Raw genomic sequence first — 15,909 nt, 5'->3', positions numbered from 1 at the left:
CCCTCATCGATGCGGGGATCTCCTGCGCCGATCCCGGGCGGGGTCCCGCCGGCGTACGCGGCGGGTCCTCCCGACGCCTTACGCGCCGGGGTGCGACGGGCGGGGCGGCAGCCCCGGGGGCACCACCCAGGCCATGGGGGAGCGTGCCGGTACGGCCTCGGTGGCCTCCGCGGAGGCCACCGAGGCCGCCGAGGTCACCGAGGTCACCGAGATCGCGGAGGTCGCCGGGGCGGCGGGGGCCGTAGGGCCCGCTGGTGCAGCCGGTGCAGCCGGTGCGGCTGGGACAGCCGGGTCGGCCGGGGCGCCCATGAGCCGGTTGCCGATCGTCTCGGCCGGGGCGTTGTCGGGAGCGTCCATACCCCGGACAACGACCCGGACCGGCCGAGGGAACGGAGCCCGTCCCGCGCGGGAAGGACGCGCGGGAGGGAAAGGAAAAGGGGAACGCGGGACGCCGGAAGGAAGAGGAGGCGGGAGAACCGAGCGTTGTCGGGTCATCCTTTGGGAAAGTTCAGGAAAAGAGACAAGAACCACAGGGCGAACGGAATCCGTCTCTCCGGTCGCCCCGCTCAGCGCCGGCTGATGCTGCGCACGCTGACCAGGGTCAGGATTCCGAGGCCGACGAGTCCCGCGGCGGCGCCGATGAGCTGTGCGGTCGCGTGCATGGAACCTCCATAAATGGACAAAAAGGGAACTTCGTTATATATGCATGCGGCTCTCGGATGTGCGGAATCCGCAACGGGACGTGCCCCCGTTTTCACTCGGAGAGCAGATGGGGAGGGGAAGGTGAGGTGATGCGGCTCGGTGGGTGGGCGACCCCCCGTTCGAACGCTTACGATCCTCTGCGTGTCCAAACTGACCGACGTGCCCAAACGGATCCTGATCGGGCGCGCACTGCGCAGTGATCGGCTCGGAGAGACGCTCCTGCCGAAGCGCATCGCACTCCCCGTCTTCGCTTCCGACCCGCTCTCCTCCGTGGCCTACGCCCCCGGGGAAGTGCTCCTGGTCCTTTCCATCGCGGGCGTGTCGGCCTACCACTTCAGCCCCTGGATCGCGGTCGCGGTCGTCGTGCTGATGTTCACGGTCGTGGCGTCGTACCGCCAGAACGTGCACGCGTACCCCAGCGGCGGCGGCGACTACGAGGTGGCCAACACCAACCTCGGCCCCAGGGCCGGCCTCACCGTCGCCAGCGCGCTGCTCGTCGACTACGTGCTCACCGTCGCCGTGTCGATCGCGTCCGGCATCGAGAACCTCGGCTCCGCCATCCCCTTCGTCGTCGAGCACAAGGTGCTCTGCGCCGTCGTCGTCATCGTGCTGCTCACGCTGATGAACCTGCGCGGCGTCAAGGAGTCCGGAAAGCTCTTCGCGATCCCGACGTACGTCTTCGTGGCGGGCGTCTTCATCATGATCGCGTGGGGCGCCTTCCGCGGGCTCGTCCTGAACGACACCATGCGGGCGCCGACCTCCGACTACCACATCAAGGCCGAACACCAGGGCCTCGCGGGCTTCGCGCTCGTCTTCCTGCTGCTGCGCGCCTTCTCCTCCGGCTGCGCCGCGCTGACCGGCGTCGAGGCCATCTCCAACGGCGTCCCCGCCTTCCGCAAGCCCAAGTCGAAGAACGCCGCGTCCACGCTGGCCGCGATGGGCCTGCTCGCCGTCACCATGTTCTGCGGGATCATCGCGCTGGCCATGACCACCAAGGTCCGGATGGCCGAGAACCCGGCCACCGACCTGATCCGGGGCGGTGTCCCGATCGGCTCCGGCTACGTCCAGAACCCGGTGATCTCCCAGGTGGCCGAGGCCGTCTTCGGCAAGGGCAGCTTCCTGTTCATCGTGCTCGCGGCGGCCACCGCGCTGGTCCTGTTCCTCGCGGCGAACACCGCGTACAACGGATTCCCGCTGCTCGGCTCGATCCTCGCCCAGGACCGCTACCTCCCGCGCCAGCTGCACACCCGCGGCGACCGCCTCGCCTTCTCCAACGGCATCGTGCTGCTCGCGGGCGCGGCGACCCTGCTGGTGGTCATCTACGGCGCCGACTCGACGCGGCTCATCCAGCTCTACATCGTCGGCGTCTTCGTCTCCTTCACGCTCAGCCAGACCGGCATGGTCCGGCACTGGAACCGTCATCTGCGCACCGAGACGGACCCGGCCAAGCGCAGCCACATGATCCGCTCCCGGGCCATCAACACCTTCGGCGCCTTCTTCACCGGCCTGGTGCTCGTCGTGGTCCTGGTCACCAAGTTCACGCACGGCGCCTGGGTCGCCCTGCTCGGCATGATGATCTTCTACGCGACGATGAGCGCGATCCGTAAGCACTACGACCGGGTCGCCGAGGAGATCGCCGCCCCCGAGGGCCCCTCCGACGACAGCGTGCGCCCCTCCCGCGTCCACTCCGTCGTCCTGATCTCCAAGATCCACCGCCCGACCCTGCGCGCCCTCGCCTACGCCAAGCTGATGCGCTCCGACACCCTCGAAGCGCTCAGCGTCAACGTCGACCCGGCCGAGACCAAGGCGCTGCGCGACGAGTGGGAGCGGCGGGGCATCACCGTGCCGCTGAAGGTCCTCGACTCGCCGTACCGCGAGATCACCCGGCCGGTCATCGAGTACGTGAAGGGCCTGCGCAGGGAATCACCGCGCGACGCGGTCTCCGTCATCATCCCCGAGTACGTGGTCGGCCACTGGTACGAGCACCTGCTGCACAACCAGAGCGCGTTGCGCCTCAAGGGCCGGCTCCTCTTCACGCCCGGCGTGATGGTGACCTCCGTGCCCTACCAGCTGGAGTCCTCCGAGGCCGCGAAGCAGCGGGCCCGCAGGCGCCAGGACTGGAACGCCCCGGGTGCGGTGCGCCGGGGTCCGGCGGAGCGGCCGAAGGAGTCCAGCACCCCCAAGGGCTGACGCACTCGTGTCGAACGGCCGGGCACGGTCCACGTAGACTGGTGGGCTGTTGTCCGGCCGTTCCCGTCCGCGGGGGCGACCGAGACCCCCGATCCTGTCCCCCGTATCACCCCCTTTCGCACCTGGAGTCACCCCGCCATGCAGGCAGAACCTAAGAAGTCGCTGGTGGGGGACGAGTACGAGGTGGAGATCGGTCCCGTCGCGCACGGCGGGCACTGCATCGCCCGTACGACCGAGGGCCAGGTCCTCTTCGTCCGGCACGCCCTGCCCGGGGAGCGCGTCGTCGCGCGGGTGACGGAGGGCGAGGAGGGCGCGCGCTTCCTGCGTGCCGACGCCGTCGAGATCCTGGACCCCTCGAAGGACCGCGTCGAGGCGCCCTGCCCGTACGCCGGCCCCGGCCGCTGCGGAGGCTGTGACTGGCAGCACGCCAAGCCGGGCGCGCAGCGTCGCCTCAAGGGCGAGGTCATCGCCGAGCAGTTGCAGCGCCTCGCGGGGCTCACCCCCGAGGAGGCGGGCTGGGACGGCACGGTGATGCCCGCCGAGGGCGACAAGCTGCCCGCTGGTGAGGTCCCGGCCTGGCGCACCCGTGTCCAGTACGCCGTCGACGCCGACGGCAACGCCGGACTGCGCCGCCACCGCTCGCACGAGGTCGAGCCGGTCGAACACTGCATGATCGCGGCGCCGGGCGTCAGCGAGCTGGGCATCGAGAACCGCGACTGGGCCGGCATGGTGTCCGTCGACGCGATCGCCGCGACGGGATCCCAGGACCGCATGGTGATCCTGGAGCCCCGACCCGGCGCCCGCCTGCCGCTCGTCGAACTCGACAAGCCGGTGTCCGTGATGCGGGTCGCCGAACAGGACGGCGGCATCCACCGCGTCCACGGCCGCGCGTTCGTACGCGAGCGTGCCGACGGCCGTACCTACCGCGTCGGCAGCGGCGGCTTCTGGCAGGTCCACCCGATGGCGGCCGACACCCTCGTCAAGGCCGTCATGCAGGGCCTGCTGCCACGCAAGGGCGACATGGCCCTCGACCTGTACTGCGGCGTCGGCCTCTTCGCCGGCGCCCTCGCCGACCGCCTCGGCGACAAGGGCGCGGTCCTCGGCATCGAGTCCGGCAAGCGCGCGGTCGAGGACGCCCGCCACAACCTCGCCGCCTTCGAGCGCGTCCGCATCGAACAGGGCAAGGTCGAGGCCGTCCTGCCGCGCACCGGCATCACCGAGGTCGACCTCATCGTCCTCGACCCGCCCCGCGCCGGCGCCGGCAAGAAGACGGTCGAACTCCTGTCGTCGATGGGCGCCCGAAAGATCGCCTACGTGGCCTGCGACCCGGCGGCGCTGGCTCGTGACCTGGCGTACTTCCGTGACGGGGGGTACAAGGTGCGGACGCTGCGGGCGTTCGATCTTTTCCCGATGACCCATCACGTGGAGTGCGTGGCGATCCTTGAACCGGCCGCAAAGGGCTCCTGACCTGCGGTTTTGTGCGTGCACATTATGTGCGGTGTGGGTGTTACGGGCGATATCTTGACGCTGAAATGACGCTCGTGACGCTCATTTGACGCTCGTTCTGATGGAATGTCAGGTGTGTCGCTGGGCTGGTCAAGCCACGTGAATTGGCGTTGTCGCAGAGGCCCGGCCGGGGAAAATGTTCCATTAGGCGGTCGGGAGATAGCCGCGGCGGCATCATGGCGGGGTGGATCACAACCTCAGCGGGCTGAGCACCCGGGAGTTCGAGCACGTGTCGCAGGCCCTGGCCCAGGCGATCCTCGGGCCGGGCGTCTCCGTCTTCGGGGACGGCAGGGACGGCGGGCGTGAGGCAACGTTCGAGGGGCGGGTGCCCTACCCGAGCGAGCTTGACGCATGGGACGGCTACGGGGTGGTGCAGGCCAAGTTTCGACAGCGTACGGATCAACAGCCCCAGGATGCGGTCTCGTGGCTGAAGGGGCAGGTTAAAGAGGAACTCGAAGCGTGGCTCAGCCCGGCCTCGAAGCGGGAGCGGCTGCCCGAGTATCTGATCTTCACCACCAATGTGATCCTGACTCCCGTGCCGGGCAGCGGAGGCATTGCCCAGATCGAGCAATTCGTGTCCACGTATGCGGCATGCCTCGGGCTCAAGGGCTGGGCAGTATGGTCCTACGACCAGCTGTGCCGCTACCTCGATCGGTACGACTCCATCCGCGTACCTATGCTGGTGCCATCACCTCTGGTGACGTCCTCGCGCAGTTGCGCGACACCGTGTCCGCCGGACACAAGTCCAGGTCAGATGCCCTCACCGATGCGACCCGTGCCTCGCAGTACCGCCGTGAGGCACGACTGAGTCTTGTGCCCGAGGAACGTGTCGATGCCGTTCTGGACTGGGCTGACAAATCCTCATCGCAGGTGGTGACCGTCCCTGTCGGCACTCTGGCGGTTCTGGTCGCTCCGATGGGCGCCGGCAAGAGCGAGGAAGCCGAGAATTGGTGGCGGGAAGGGCTCCGCGAGGCTGCGGGTGACCCTGAAGCAGTGATCCCTGAGTGGGTGGATGGGGGCAAGGCCGTACCGGATCTGCTGGATGCCATCACGCGCGCGGGCGGCGAGCCGGCGAGTGGACTCGGGAGTATCGTGACCGACGATCTCGATAGGCTCTCACCCGAGCAGGTTGCGCAGCTCCTGTACGGGGACTGTAAATCGTTCGGTGTAACTCCCGATCATGGAAGATGCATCGATGACCAATGAGAACGTGTCCGAGTCCGAGACCGTCGAGCCTACGAAGGCTGCGTCGGCGAGAGCTGTGGACGACCAGTTGATTGACGAGCTGGTGGGCCGGGCCAAGGCCGAAGGCCTGCAACTGACCGGCGAGGGCGGTCTGCTGCAGCAGCTGACCAAGCGGCTGCTGGAGTCAGCCCTGGAAGGCGAGATCAGCGATCATCTCGGCTATGACAAGCACGACCCGGCCGGCAAGAACGGCGGCAACTCCCGCAATGGCACACGCTCCAAGACGGTGCTGACCGACGTCGGTCCGGTGGAGATAACCGTGCCCCGCGACCGAGACGGCTCCTTCGAGCCGAAGATCGTCAAGAAGCGGCAGAAGCGCCTGACCGGCGTCGACGAGATGGTCATCTCGCTGGCTGCCAAGGGCCTCACCACTGGCGAGGTGCAGGCCCACCTAGCCGAGGTCTATGGCGCCGAGGTCTCCCGCCAGACCATCTCCACCATCACCGACAAGGTGCTGGAGGGCATGGCCGAATGGCAGAGCCGCCCGCTCGATGCCGTCTATCCGGTCGTCTTCATCGACGCCATCCACGTGAAGATCCGTGACGGCGCGGTGGCCAACCGGCCCGTCTATGTGGCTCTGGCCGTCACCACCGAGGGCCGGCGCGAGATCCTCGGGCTGTGGGCCGGCGACGGCGGCGAGGGTGCCAAGCACTGGATGCACATCCTCACCGAGATCAAGAACCGCGGCGTCGGCGACGTTCTCATGCTGGTCTGCGACGGACTCAAGGGGCTGCCCGACGCGGTGGAGACCGTCTGGCCCAGGACGATCGTTCAGACCTGCGTCGTCCACCTGCTGCGGAACTCCTTCCGCTATGCCGCCCGGCAGGACTGGGACAAGATCGCCAAGCTCCTCAAGCCCGTCTACACCGCCTCCACCGAGGAGGCCGCCCTGGACCGGTTCGCCGAGTTCGCTGACGCCTGGGGCCGGAAGTATCCGGCGATCGTGAAGCTGTGGGAGAACGCGTGGGAAGAGTTCACCCCGTTCCTACGATTCGACACCGAGATCCGGCGCATCGTCTGCACCACGAACGCGATCGAGTCGGTCAACGCCCGCATCCGGCGAGCGGTCAAGGCCCGCGGCCACTTCCCCAACGAGCAGGCCGCCCTGAAGTGCGTCTACATGGCGATCATGTCCCTCGACCCCACCGGCCAAGGACAGGCCCGCTGGACCATGCGCTGGAAGACCGCACTGAACGCCTTCGACATCACCTTCGACGGCCGCCTGTCGGCAGCTCGTCAGTAACCCCAACTACCCCAATCACACCGCTCGTTTGACAGACCCTCAGGCCGCGGTCGAGGCGAACCTCGTTCTCAGACATGAGCCCGAACCAATGGACGCGAGTATCCGCGACAGGGCGAAGGAGTTGTCCGCTCCCGGGATGCTCGAGTTACGGGCGCCGGTCGGTGGGCTCGTCGCTCTTGGGCGGACCGGAGGGTGCCTGAGCGCCGGTCGCTTGATCGGAGGGGCTGGAGGCTTGGTGGCCGTGGAGTCGATAGACCATTTCATCCGGACAACGGTCTAGGCGGGCTCGACGCCAGGCAGCGTCGTAGGACAGGGGCGTTGCGCTGCGCCGTTGAGCGAGGAGGGCTCGGAGGCTGGTCATCGGGGCCAGCAGCACTCGCCACAAGACGAGCTTCATGGATGTGCCCTTCGAGCTGTCGTGTCGGCCCCGGGTATGTCCACCGGCGCGATGCTGCTGGGCAGGCTGCCGCCGTTGAGTGCCTTGAGGGAGTCGGACAGTACGACCATTGCCTGCTGTCGCTTTTCGATGTCCGTGAACCCTTGGCCGACCTGCTCCCATTGCTGCAGGAGTGGGAACCACCAGCGGTTGCAGGAGTAGATCAGGCGAGCGAGGCGCTGGAGTTCGGCAACATGCTCGTCAGTCAGGGCGCCGGGGGCGTGGTGCTCAAGTTGGTCCAGGACGACGAGGTCCGGGTGATCGTAGAGGTTGTCCTTCAAGAAACGCAGACGGCGAACGCGTTGCTCGTCCGCTGCCCGCTGTGCCAGTAGGTCCTTCGCGGTGCTGGGCAGACCGAGAGCCGCGTAGACGTTCAACAGGCAGTAGTTCGAGGCGCGGTGGGGCAGACAACCGAGGGCGGCGTTGACGGCGTCTTGGGCAGCGGGTACGTCCGAGGCCGTCAGGCGTGCCGCTGTAGCGGAGGCCGTGGCATGCACGGCGGCGCGTACTGTCTCCTCCGCATTGGGAGGCACACGCCACAGCGGTCGCCAGGTGATCGTGTACACGGCTTCGAACGCGATGTCGTCCGTGGCACTCGGCAGCAGACGCGGCTGGACAGACGTACTCTTACGGACTGCGCGCCTCCATGGCCACCTCACGTGAGGCTCTCTTCGAGCGGAAAGACCGTGCGCAGACGGCTGTCGACGAGGTGGTTGTAGAAGTCGTCAGCCACACTGACGCCCTCAACGGTGGAGATGCCACGCAGCTCGTTCATGAGCTTCATGCCGGCCTCGAACATGTTGTGGCCGCGTAGCGCAGGCAGGAGCTGGTCGCGCAACTGTGTGTAGGCGCTGGGATCGTCGGCGCACGAGCGGATCCAGTCCGTCAGACGCGAAATGACCTGGGCAGAGGTGTCCGATGAGGAGAGCAGGTTGTTGAGGGCTCGCTGTACGTCGATGTCCGGGGGAGGCGCGCACACGAGCCACGGTGTGCCGTCCCGGCGGACGGTCATCAGCGCGAGGAAGGCCAGTGCACCGCCGCGGGCGGAGACTTTGCCCTGTTGCCAGCCCTGGACCTCAGCGACCAGTCGCTGCCCCACGGTGGGGTGTTGGACCAGATCGTCGTAGGCAGCCAGGACTTGGCCCGCTGCGTCGGCGTTCTTGTGCGCGACGCGACGCAGGCGCACCATTGCTCGCTTGGTCAGAGACGTGGCGGCGGATGAGTCCTCCAGGATCCGTTGACACAGCGCAATCACGGCGGACGCATAACTCCTCTGTTCTGCCCACCCGTAGAGCGCTGCCCACGCCAGGCGGCCGACGTGTTCGTTGCGCACGGCCTTTTCCAGGACCGCACCGAGCACCTCTGGCTGGCTGCTGCCGACGAGTTCACCCAAGTCGGTGAGGTAGCCCACCGTTCCGTGCCGCACGGTGAGTTCGGCCAGCGCCGCCACGGCGTGGTCTTCCGGATCGGCGCTCTGGGCTGTCGCGACGAGCCAGGTCAGCAGGGGTTTGCGCATGACGTCGTAGTTGTCCCAGACGTACTCCAGCACCGCGCGTCCGTAGGCGGGCCGGTCGAAGACCACTGTGTCCTGCAGGTCGACTCGACCTCCGACGTCCCGGATACGCCGCCGCATTCCCCGTCCTGCCAAGGCATTGAAGGTCGGCGAAAATCCAGGTGCTGTGTCGGCGGTGCCGGGCGCGTCCCCGATGGCTGCGAGCAGCGCGGCTGCGCTGCTCGCGACGATGGGCATGGGCGCAGACTGCTGCACGGCCAAGGCCAGCAGCAGGCAACGGTCTTCCACGGTGAGCGATGGGTTGTCGGGGGTGTGCAGGCTGTTCATCTCGCCGAATCGGCTGTCGAGTTCACCGCGCCAGTCGGTCAACGCTGCGATGATGCGGTCTTCGAGGGTGCTCCCGGTTTCGCCCTCGCCTTCGGCCTGCACGAATGACTGCTGGGAGCTGGTGCGGGTGTGCTCCTTCCAGGCCATCACGACGGTGTGCGCGGCCCGTACGGCGGCCACTGCTGTCAGTCCCCGCAAGGACGTGGTGGTCTTGGAGAAGGAGCGGAGTGACGTGACGAGTTGGTCGTAGCCGTGGGCAGTCAGGTGTGCCTCGACCACGCGCTGGGCATCGGGCGCCTCGTGCAGGTGAACGACTTGGATGCCGTCACGATCGCTGAGGCGGTGGTCCTTCCACAGGTCCTGTGCGACGGTCAGCGCGAGATAGGAGCGGCAGTCGCGCAGGTGGGAGGCGTGTTTCGACAGGGCGTTCAGGAAGTCGGCGGAGACTTGGTCGTTCTCCGGATGCTTGAGATCGAGTTGGTACGCGTGCGCCCTCTCCAGAGGTAGGCGCCCTTGGCGGGGAGTGTCCCAGTCCGCATCCAGCTGGACCACGGTGGTTTCGTCGGCAGTGTGCTCGGCCAACAGTCGCAGAGCGAAGGTAGTGGAGCCACACGAACGTGGTGCCACAATGACGATGATCGGCTGGCGAGGACGGCCGGTGACAGGATTGACGATCTGCTCCCAGACCACGTCCCAGTGCGGGCCCCGTACGAACGGCTGGTCGAGCAGCCGCTCACGGTTCTGTTCCACACCCTCCAGTAGGTCCCGTTTTCGAGTCTCCAGAATCACCTGCTCGATGTGGTGGGCGACAACTTCGGGGTCCCCGTACACGTGTGTCGCTGCACCGTCCGTTTCGTGCACCCGGGGCGCGGGTGGCAAAGCGCCCGGCTGTGAGGGAACTGGAGAAGGGGGCGGGTCGTCAGGGTTCGCGCCCGGTCGATCGGCGGAGCCGGTTCCGGTGCGCAATCGATGCAGCCAGCCGCCGGAGCCGTTGGACTGGCTCTCATCACCCTCGTTGTTCGGTGGGGTGGCGTCGGAGCGAGTGGGGTCGAACGGTACGTCAGTCATACTGGAACTCCAGGGCGAGTGCGGGAAAGGCAGTGGGGCGGAAGGCCAGACGCCTCACCGCTGGCGGCGATCGATTCGCACGGTTTCGATGCTGTTGGCGATCGTGGCGTCGCTGACCTGAGCGTGGAACTGGAACGTGCCGCCGCTGCTGGCAGCAGGTGCCGCCGACGCAGCGTTCTGCTGCGCGGGAGAGGACGGAGCAGAAGCCGACGATGCGGCGTCTGTGACATAGGGGTGTACGGCCGGACCGGTCAGGCCCGGTACATGAATCCGGCAGGGCTGCTCGAAGCCGGGCTTGTCGCTGACGCGGGCAACCGCCTCGAGGAAGTGATGTGAGCCCAGATCCTGCGTGCGTCCCGAGTGCACGGTGCGCTGGTAGACGATCTCGGAGAGCGCGGCAGCAAGGAAGCCGCCATTGTCCTTCGCGGCGGACAGCGCCTCGCGGTTTGCCTGACTGTCGAGTAGCCGGGTGGTGTCATTGATGGCGTTACCGCGGTGGTCGGGCAGGGACAGCGGGCCGATGTGCACACTGGCCCGCAGCCGCAGGACGGGACTACTGGCCAGCCGCTGCCGCTCGTAGCGCACCAGAGCCGCATTGAGCCGGCCCAGCAGCGGGTCGACGAGTCGTGCCAGTACTGAGGGCGGGAACAGCAGAATCGCCCCGTCGCCACTGTCCTTGTAGCCGCCGGCAAGTTCCTGCGGGTCGGGCAGCTGGCAATCGGCGAGCACGGTCGCCACGATGTCGTCCACGTCGCACCGGGCGGCGGCCATCTTCGCCTCGGGGATCTGGCTGTACTTCTCCATGTCGATCGCCACGAGGGCGAGTTCGGCGGGCACATCCAAGGGCTCTGCGTGCAGCGGCGCATCCATCGGGCACCGTCCTTTCAGCACAGGCGGTCAGGGAAGTGCCCATGCTGATCGGGCGGGACGGCCGCCGCTGCCCAGTAGTGGGCACGCCTGAAGTGCGGCCCGTCACGCCTGCGTACGCGCGTGCGATTGAATCGAATGGATGTCGCGAACGAGGAGCCCACCACTGGAGGTGGTGCGGACCCAGTCCTGCTCGCGCCAGGGTTTGAGCGCGTTGACCACCGCGTTGCGGGAAGCGCCAATCATCTGAGACAGCTCCGTCTGGGTCAGACGCACGGCGAGATCCGAAGCCGAAGCAGATGCGGCCTCGACCAGTCGCGACAGAGCCGATGCCAGTCGCAGCGGCACAGACGCGGTGGCCAGTTCGAGTCGAACGGCCTCCGATTCCCTGACCCGGGCGATGGCATGGCGCAGGAGTGGGGCCAGCAGATCATGCTCCTCAACGAACGTGAGGAAAGCGGCAGCCGGGATGATTCGGATCTGGCAGGTCTCGGCGGCGATGACCGTGGCGGTGCGCGGCTGGGAGTCCAACACGGCCAGCTCGCCGAGTAACTCACCGGCACCGCGCACGGCAAGAAGCGTCCTTTCTCCGCAGGCCCCGGCCAGGGTGATCAATGTTGACCCGGACTCCAGCACGATCACGTGAGTTGCTGGGTCTCCCTGGCGGAGCAGCACACTCCGAGCGGGCCTGACGCGCTGCGGTGCTAGCGCCTTCAGGCGTGCCCATAACTTGTCGCCGATCACCGTGGCATGCGGCTGATACACGCGTCCCCCTGCTATGCGGCCCCGACACGCTTAGGTGATCGTCTCAGCTAACCAGAATGTTGCTCAATAGACACATTCCAGCCATCAGGAGTGCTGCCAGGGCAAAGTCGACGGACAGGCGGGCCGCTCGCAGCTTCCTGTCCGCCAGCCAGGCCAGCACCTGCAGTCGGCGGCCCTCGACATGCCGTTCGAGCTCCCCATGCGCAGTCGTACTCACACCGACCCGGTGGTGTACGAGCGCCTCGCCCATCAATTCGGTATGCAGCCCCTCCCTTGGGACCACGGGCCGTAGCGCGAGCAGCGCAGCCCCTATCGCGGCCATCAGCAAGAGGCACATCAGGACCAGGGAGAACACTGCGATGGGGGCCATGTCGTGTGCACTCGACAGCACGGCAACCCCTGCAGCCAGAAGGCCACCGGCTATTCCGCACAAGGCCGTTGCCTTCGTATCCGCCCGCTGTACCTCGACGAAGGCGCGTTCAGCGTGTCCTTGCAGCCGCTCCATCTCCGCCGGAATATTGCCTGGCTCGTGCATGCCGCCCCACATCCCTCTGTGGCCGTCGCCTGCTTGTCATGGCAGTTGCCAGCCTGCTCTCGACTGCCGAAGAGTGATGCCTACCTCAGGGCACGAGGAGCGGTAGCTTCCTCACTCCACGGCCTTCGAGGTCTTTGCTCACCGGCTGACGCTCATCGCTTTGATCACGCTCCGGTACGCAAGTGCCGCCGTAGCGGACTTCGCCGTCTCGCATTCGCGGGCAGATCGCTCGGCCGCACGGTTTCTGTCGCTGTGGATCCACCGTCCTGCTCGGTGGAAGGCGCGTTCTTGGAGGCGCAACGGTTTTCGCCCGAACCCTCCCGGGCGGTCACCAGCGCGCCTATTGTGCTGTCACGCCAAGGCATCACCATCCGGGGGGATCGTGTCCGACGCGTTCAGGTCCAAGCCTGCGCTCAAGCGCTGTGCCGTATGCCGCCTGCCGGTGGCCAAGAAGAAGCTCGTCTTCGCCCCGGGCGGGCTGCCGGTGCACCGTGCCTGCCGGTCGACCACAGACCGCTCGTTGCCCCGCTCGGCGGCTCCGACCCGTGTGACCCGGGTACCCAATGACATCAGCCGAGCCGAACTCCTCAAGAGAATTGAAGTGTTGCGGAAGCGCGACCCAAAAATGAAGCCGGGCGTGGCGCAGGTGCAGCCCGCTGGCCGCCCCAAGCCGCCGACAGTGCCACACCGCGGCAAGCGGTTGGTTGCCCCGCCCCAGCCGTACTACGGCGTAGAGATGAAGTTCATCGACGGCCGGTGGGTACAGATGCACCCTGACGCCGAATAGTGACCGTACTCAGACGTACGAGGCCGACCGCTATGCCGCTCTATCGGGTGCGGGACGCGAGCTGAGGGAACGCGTCTTCCCGTACGGCGCGCACGGTGCGACCGACGAGGGTGCTCAGTACCGGCTACAGCTGTGTGGAGCGCGCCCGGGTTGAGGTGCGGGGCAGGTCGTCGCGCAGGACGGTGCGGTACAGGACCATACGCTGGCGCGGTTTGCCCAGGTCTTATGAGGTCATCCCGGACCAGGGCAGGTGTAGCGGTAGTTCCACGATCCCTTGGGACGGGCCGTGCAGCTCGTCCAGCGACTCCGGCAGACTGCGGCGGAACTTCTCCCGGTACAGCGCGAGGTCCTTGGCGTCGCGGCTGAGACGTCCCTCGGGGTGGGTCCGGGGTGTTCGCCGCTGGATTCGGGATCAGCGAGTCCACCGCCCACGCCTACACCAGCGCGGTCGTCGACCTGCTCGCCGAAGGTGCACCGGGCCTGTTGAAGACGCTGCGCGGGCACGAACCCGACGTCGTCCTGCTCGACGGCACCCTCGCCGAGTGCGACCGGGTCGGCGACGGCCGGGCCGCGCGCAGGTGGTCACCGACCCGGCGGCCGACTGCTGTGGCTCCTGCCTGCCCTGCCGGGCCGCACCCACCACCTGACCGCCGCCCGCACCCACCGGATCATCCGGATCTGCGAGCGCCAGGGCGTTCCCATCCTGGCGGATCTTGCCTACCAGGGCGGTGGCCCCTGACTGACCACAGGCATCAAACGCAGGCCCCTACAGGAACCCACCCCCACCGAGAGGACCGTCAACCGGGCCCTGGCCGCGGTACGGGACCGATCGAACGAGGCGTCGCCCGCCTGAAGTCCTGGCGGATCTTCCGCAGAGCCCGCTGCATTCCGAGCCGCATGACGTCAACCGCTAAAGCCGTCTTCACCCTGGAGCGGCAACGTTGAAGAAGCTCACTGAAGAACCACCACACCACGTCGCCGCTTGTGGCTACGGTGGGCGCGTCGTTTCAGAAGGAGGGGAAGTGCCAGAGCTACGGTGGCAGGTCGTGGCCGAGAGCCTCGAACGTAAGTGTGAGGCGCCGGCGGCCGAGCAGATCACCATCGCACGCGCCTTGGCCCTGCCCCTAGAACAGGCCACACCCGAGCTGGTCGCTGCCGCCGAGCTGCGGGTCCTGCTTCGAACGCCTCTAGGACTCACGCTCGCCGGGGACTTCGGCGACGACGAGTACGAGGTCCTCCTCGATCTCGCGAACCGAACCGACCTGGCGGTTCCCGACATGGACAGGCTCGGGTGCCGGGAGGTGCTTAACGCCTGGCTGCGCGTCGCCCGTGACCGCGAGTCCGCCGCCGCCCTGCGTCGGCTTGAGCCTGCGGTCGATGACGTTGTCACCGCTCGCGACCGGCGCAAGGGGCCGGATATGCACGGCGAGATCTCATCAATCGGCGCCAATGGCCGACTGCACTTCCGGGGCGGCCACGGGCTCGGCACTGCCCCGCACCGGGTCACCCGCATCACCCGCCCCGGTGAGGACGGCTATCTCGATCAGCTCCATCTGGCCCGCGAACACGCCGCTGCGGTTCAGAGCAACCCGGCTCGGATTACCCGAGCCCAGGAGGCGCAGCTGGAACGCTGGCGGATCGAATTTCCAGCGACCCCGGCGGCAATCGAGGCACTGCGCAACGCACTGGAGACAGCGGACGACGAGGCCGCGATGCAGCGGCTCTTGGAGAAGCACCCGGCGCTGCTGGCCGGTACCGTAGTGGGCACCCACGACACCTGGATCCGGCCCCAGGTCCAGCTCGGCAACCACTACATGGCCGACTTCATGATCGCCGGTCAAACCTCACTCGGAGTTCGGTGGACGCTTGTCGAACTGGAGAGCCCGGTCAGTCGCCTGACCAACCCCGGCAATAAGCGGGCGACGGCCACCCTGCGGCACGCGGTCGACCAGATCGAGGACTGGCGCAGATGGCTGTCCACCAATCTGCACTATGCCCGCTCCGCGCGCGACGCCGACGGGCTGGGCCTGCCTGGTATCACGGCCGAAGTCCCAGGCTTGATCATCATGGCCCGCGAGACTTACGACGACGCAGCCGCCGAAATCCGCGAACTGCATGCCCGGCGCTCCCACATCCAGGTACGCACCTACGACTGGCTGATGCGCATCAACGAATCCCCCGACCCTCTGCGCCGAGACGCCCCCGACCAACGCCTTCGGCTCGCTTGAACCAGCCGCCCTTCTGCAAGCAGCCGTCAGCCTGGAAGAACCGAGGCCCTGGCGTTCTCGATGGAGTGCAGAAGGCACGGCTTCATCGGGTGCGCTGGCCGGTCAGCCCGAAAGCCCACAGGCGTGACTGCCGAGCCAACGGGCGTGACAGGGCAGTTGGTCGTGGGCCTGTTCCGTCCCGGAGAGGAGGGATGTGCTGTGCGTCATGACGCTCGTTTGACGCTCTGGTCTCCCGCAGGCGGGACAGCGAGCCGAAGAATGGCCTATGACCTGGCCTTTTCCCAGACCCGCTCAAGCCGACATCTTTCCGATGACGCATCATGTGGAGTGCGTGGCGATTCTGGAGCCGGTCGCGAAGGCTTCCTGATCTGCGGTTCTGCGCGGGCGCTTTATGCACGGTGTGGGCGCTACGGGCGATGACTTGACGCTGAGACGACGCTCGTGACGCTCATTCGACGCCCGTTCTGATGGGGTGTCAGCGGGCTGATCTTGCAGGC

13 protein-coding genes and 1 pseudogene are annotated in these 15,909 nt (G+C 67.3%); 8 read left to right on the top strand and 6 right to left on the bottom strand.

Going from position 1 to position 15,909, the window contains the following annotated elements; translation table 11 throughout:
• Positions 1 to 78: 78 nt before the first annotated feature.
• Positions 79 to 357: a hypothetical protein gene (locus OG199_RS12640; protein ID WP_405829551.1), complete on the bottom strand. Its 279-nt coding sequence runs from the start codon at positions 355 to 357 to the stop codon at positions 79 to 81.
• 486 nt (positions 358 to 843) lie between these two features.
• Here OG199_RS12640 and OG199_RS12635 point away from each other — a divergent pair, with 486 nt between their 5' ends.
• From OG199_RS12635 to OG199_RS12615, 5 genes are all read left to right on the top strand, one after another.
• On the top strand, positions 844 to 2,892 hold the full coding sequence (locus OG199_RS12635) for an APC family permease (RefSeq protein ID WP_356805201.1): 2,049 nt from the start codon (positions 844 to 846) through the stop codon (positions 2,890 to 2,892).
• Positions 2,893 to 3,030: 138 nt separating this feature from the next.
• Positions 3,031 to 4,359 (top strand): class I SAM-dependent RNA methyltransferase, encoded by a 1,329-nt coding sequence (locus OG199_RS12630; RefSeq protein ID WP_401801448.1) that lies wholly within the window; start codon positions 3,031 to 3,033, stop codon positions 4,357 to 4,359.
• Positions 4,360 to 4,582: 223 nt separating this feature from the next.
• Entirely contained in the window at positions 4,583 to 5,206 is a 624-nt protein-coding gene (locus OG199_RS12625) for a hypothetical protein (protein WP_405829550.1), read from the top strand.
• Positions 5,207 to 5,211: 5 nt separating this feature from the next.
• Entirely contained in the window at positions 5,212 to 5,604 is a 393-nt protein-coding gene (locus OG199_RS12620) for a hypothetical protein (protein ID WP_405829548.1), read from the top strand.
• Positions 5,594 to 6,886: an IS256 family transposase gene (locus tag OG199_RS12615; protein ID WP_405829547.1), complete on the top strand. Its 1,293-nt coding sequence runs from the start codon at positions 5,594 to 5,596 to the stop codon at positions 6,884 to 6,886. Before OG199_RS12620 ends, OG199_RS12615 begins: the two co-directional genes overlap by 11 nt.
• A gap of 393 nt (positions 6,887 to 7,279) precedes the next feature.
• On the opposite strand, the gene OG199_RS12610 is transcribed toward OG199_RS12615, so the two are convergent.
• The 5 genes from OG199_RS12610 to OG199_RS12590 form a co-directional block, all read right to left on the bottom strand.
• On the bottom strand, positions 7,280 to 7,888 hold the full coding sequence (locus OG199_RS12610; protein ID WP_393842040.1) for a hypothetical protein: 609 nt from the start codon (positions 7,886 to 7,888) through the stop codon (positions 7,280 to 7,282).
• 89 nt (positions 7,889 to 7,977) lie between these two features.
• Positions 7,978 to 10,230: a hypothetical protein gene (locus OG199_RS12605; RefSeq protein ID WP_401801438.1), complete on the bottom strand. Its 2,253-nt coding sequence runs from the start codon at positions 10,228 to 10,230 to the stop codon at positions 7,978 to 7,980.
• A 54-nt stretch (positions 10,231 to 10,284) separates the two neighbouring features.
• Entirely contained in the window at positions 10,285 to 11,100 is an 816-nt protein-coding gene (locus OG199_RS12600) for a hypothetical protein (protein WP_365226321.1), read from the bottom strand.
• A gap of 102 nt (positions 11,101 to 11,202) precedes the next feature.
• Entirely contained in the window at positions 11,203 to 11,772 is a 570-nt protein-coding gene (locus tag OG199_RS12595) for a Crp/Fnr family transcriptional regulator (protein ID WP_079080652.1), read from the bottom strand.
• Positions 11,773 to 11,905: 133 nt separating this feature from the next.
• A complete protein-coding gene (locus OG199_RS12590) occupies positions 11,906 to 12,397 on the bottom strand; it encodes a hypothetical protein (protein ID WP_365226319.1) in 492 nt (163 codons plus the stop codon).
• 382 nt (positions 12,398 to 12,779) lie between these two features.
• On the opposite strand from OG199_RS12590, the gene OG199_RS12585 reads away from it, so the two are divergent.
• From OG199_RS12585 to OG199_RS12575, 3 genes and pseudogenes are all read left to right on the top strand, one after another.
• Positions 12,780 to 13,184 (top strand): hypothetical protein, encoded by a 405-nt coding sequence (locus tag OG199_RS12585; protein WP_405829545.1) that lies wholly within the window; start codon positions 12,780 to 12,782, stop codon positions 13,182 to 13,184.
• A gap of 396 nt (positions 13,185 to 13,580) precedes the next feature.
• A pseudogene (locus OG199_RS12580) lies at positions 13,581 to 14,129 on the top strand (transposase family protein); the annotation flags it as partial.
• A gap of 101 nt (positions 14,130 to 14,230) precedes the next feature.
• Positions 14,231 to 15,412, top strand: coding sequence for a Shedu anti-phage system protein SduA domain-containing protein (locus OG199_RS12575; protein ID WP_401801434.1), 1,182 nt, complete (start codon positions 14,231 to 14,233; stop codon positions 15,410 to 15,412).
• Positions 15,413 to 15,909: the final 497 nt, after the last annotated feature.

The sequence above is a fragment of the Streptomyces sp. NBC_01176 genome, from assembly GCF_045039825.1.
Lineage (GTDB): Bacteria > Actinomycetota > Actinomycetes > Streptomycetales > Streptomycetaceae > Streptomyces.
Note: the sequence above shows the minus strand (reverse complement) of the source record. Positions and strands in the feature narration are given on the sequence as shown.

Bases quoted from the DNA above. Each gene is read 5' to 3' on its own strand.
- OG199_RS12590 (WP_365226319.1), bottom strand. From the start codon at position 12,397: ATGCACGAGCCAGGCAATATTCCGGCGGAGATGGAGCGGCTGCAAGGA.
- OG199_RS12605 (WP_401801438.1), bottom strand. From the start codon at position 10,230: ATGACTGACGTACCGTTCGACCCCACTCGCTCCGACGCCACCCCACCG.
- OG199_RS12630 (WP_401801448.1), top strand. From the start codon at position 3,031: ATGCAGGCAGAACCTAAGAAGTCGCTGGTGGGGGACGAGTACGAGGTG.
- OG199_RS12600 (WP_365226321.1), bottom strand. From the start codon at position 11,100: ATGGATGCGCCGCTGCACGCAGAGCCCTTGGATGTGCCCGCCGAACTC.
- OG199_RS12640 (WP_405829551.1), bottom strand. From the start codon at position 357: ATGGACGCTCCCGACAACGCCCCGGCCGAGACGATCGGCAACCGGCTC.
- OG199_RS12615 (WP_405829547.1), top strand. From the start codon at position 5,594: ATGACCAATGAGAACGTGTCCGAGTCCGAGACCGTCGAGCCTACGAAG.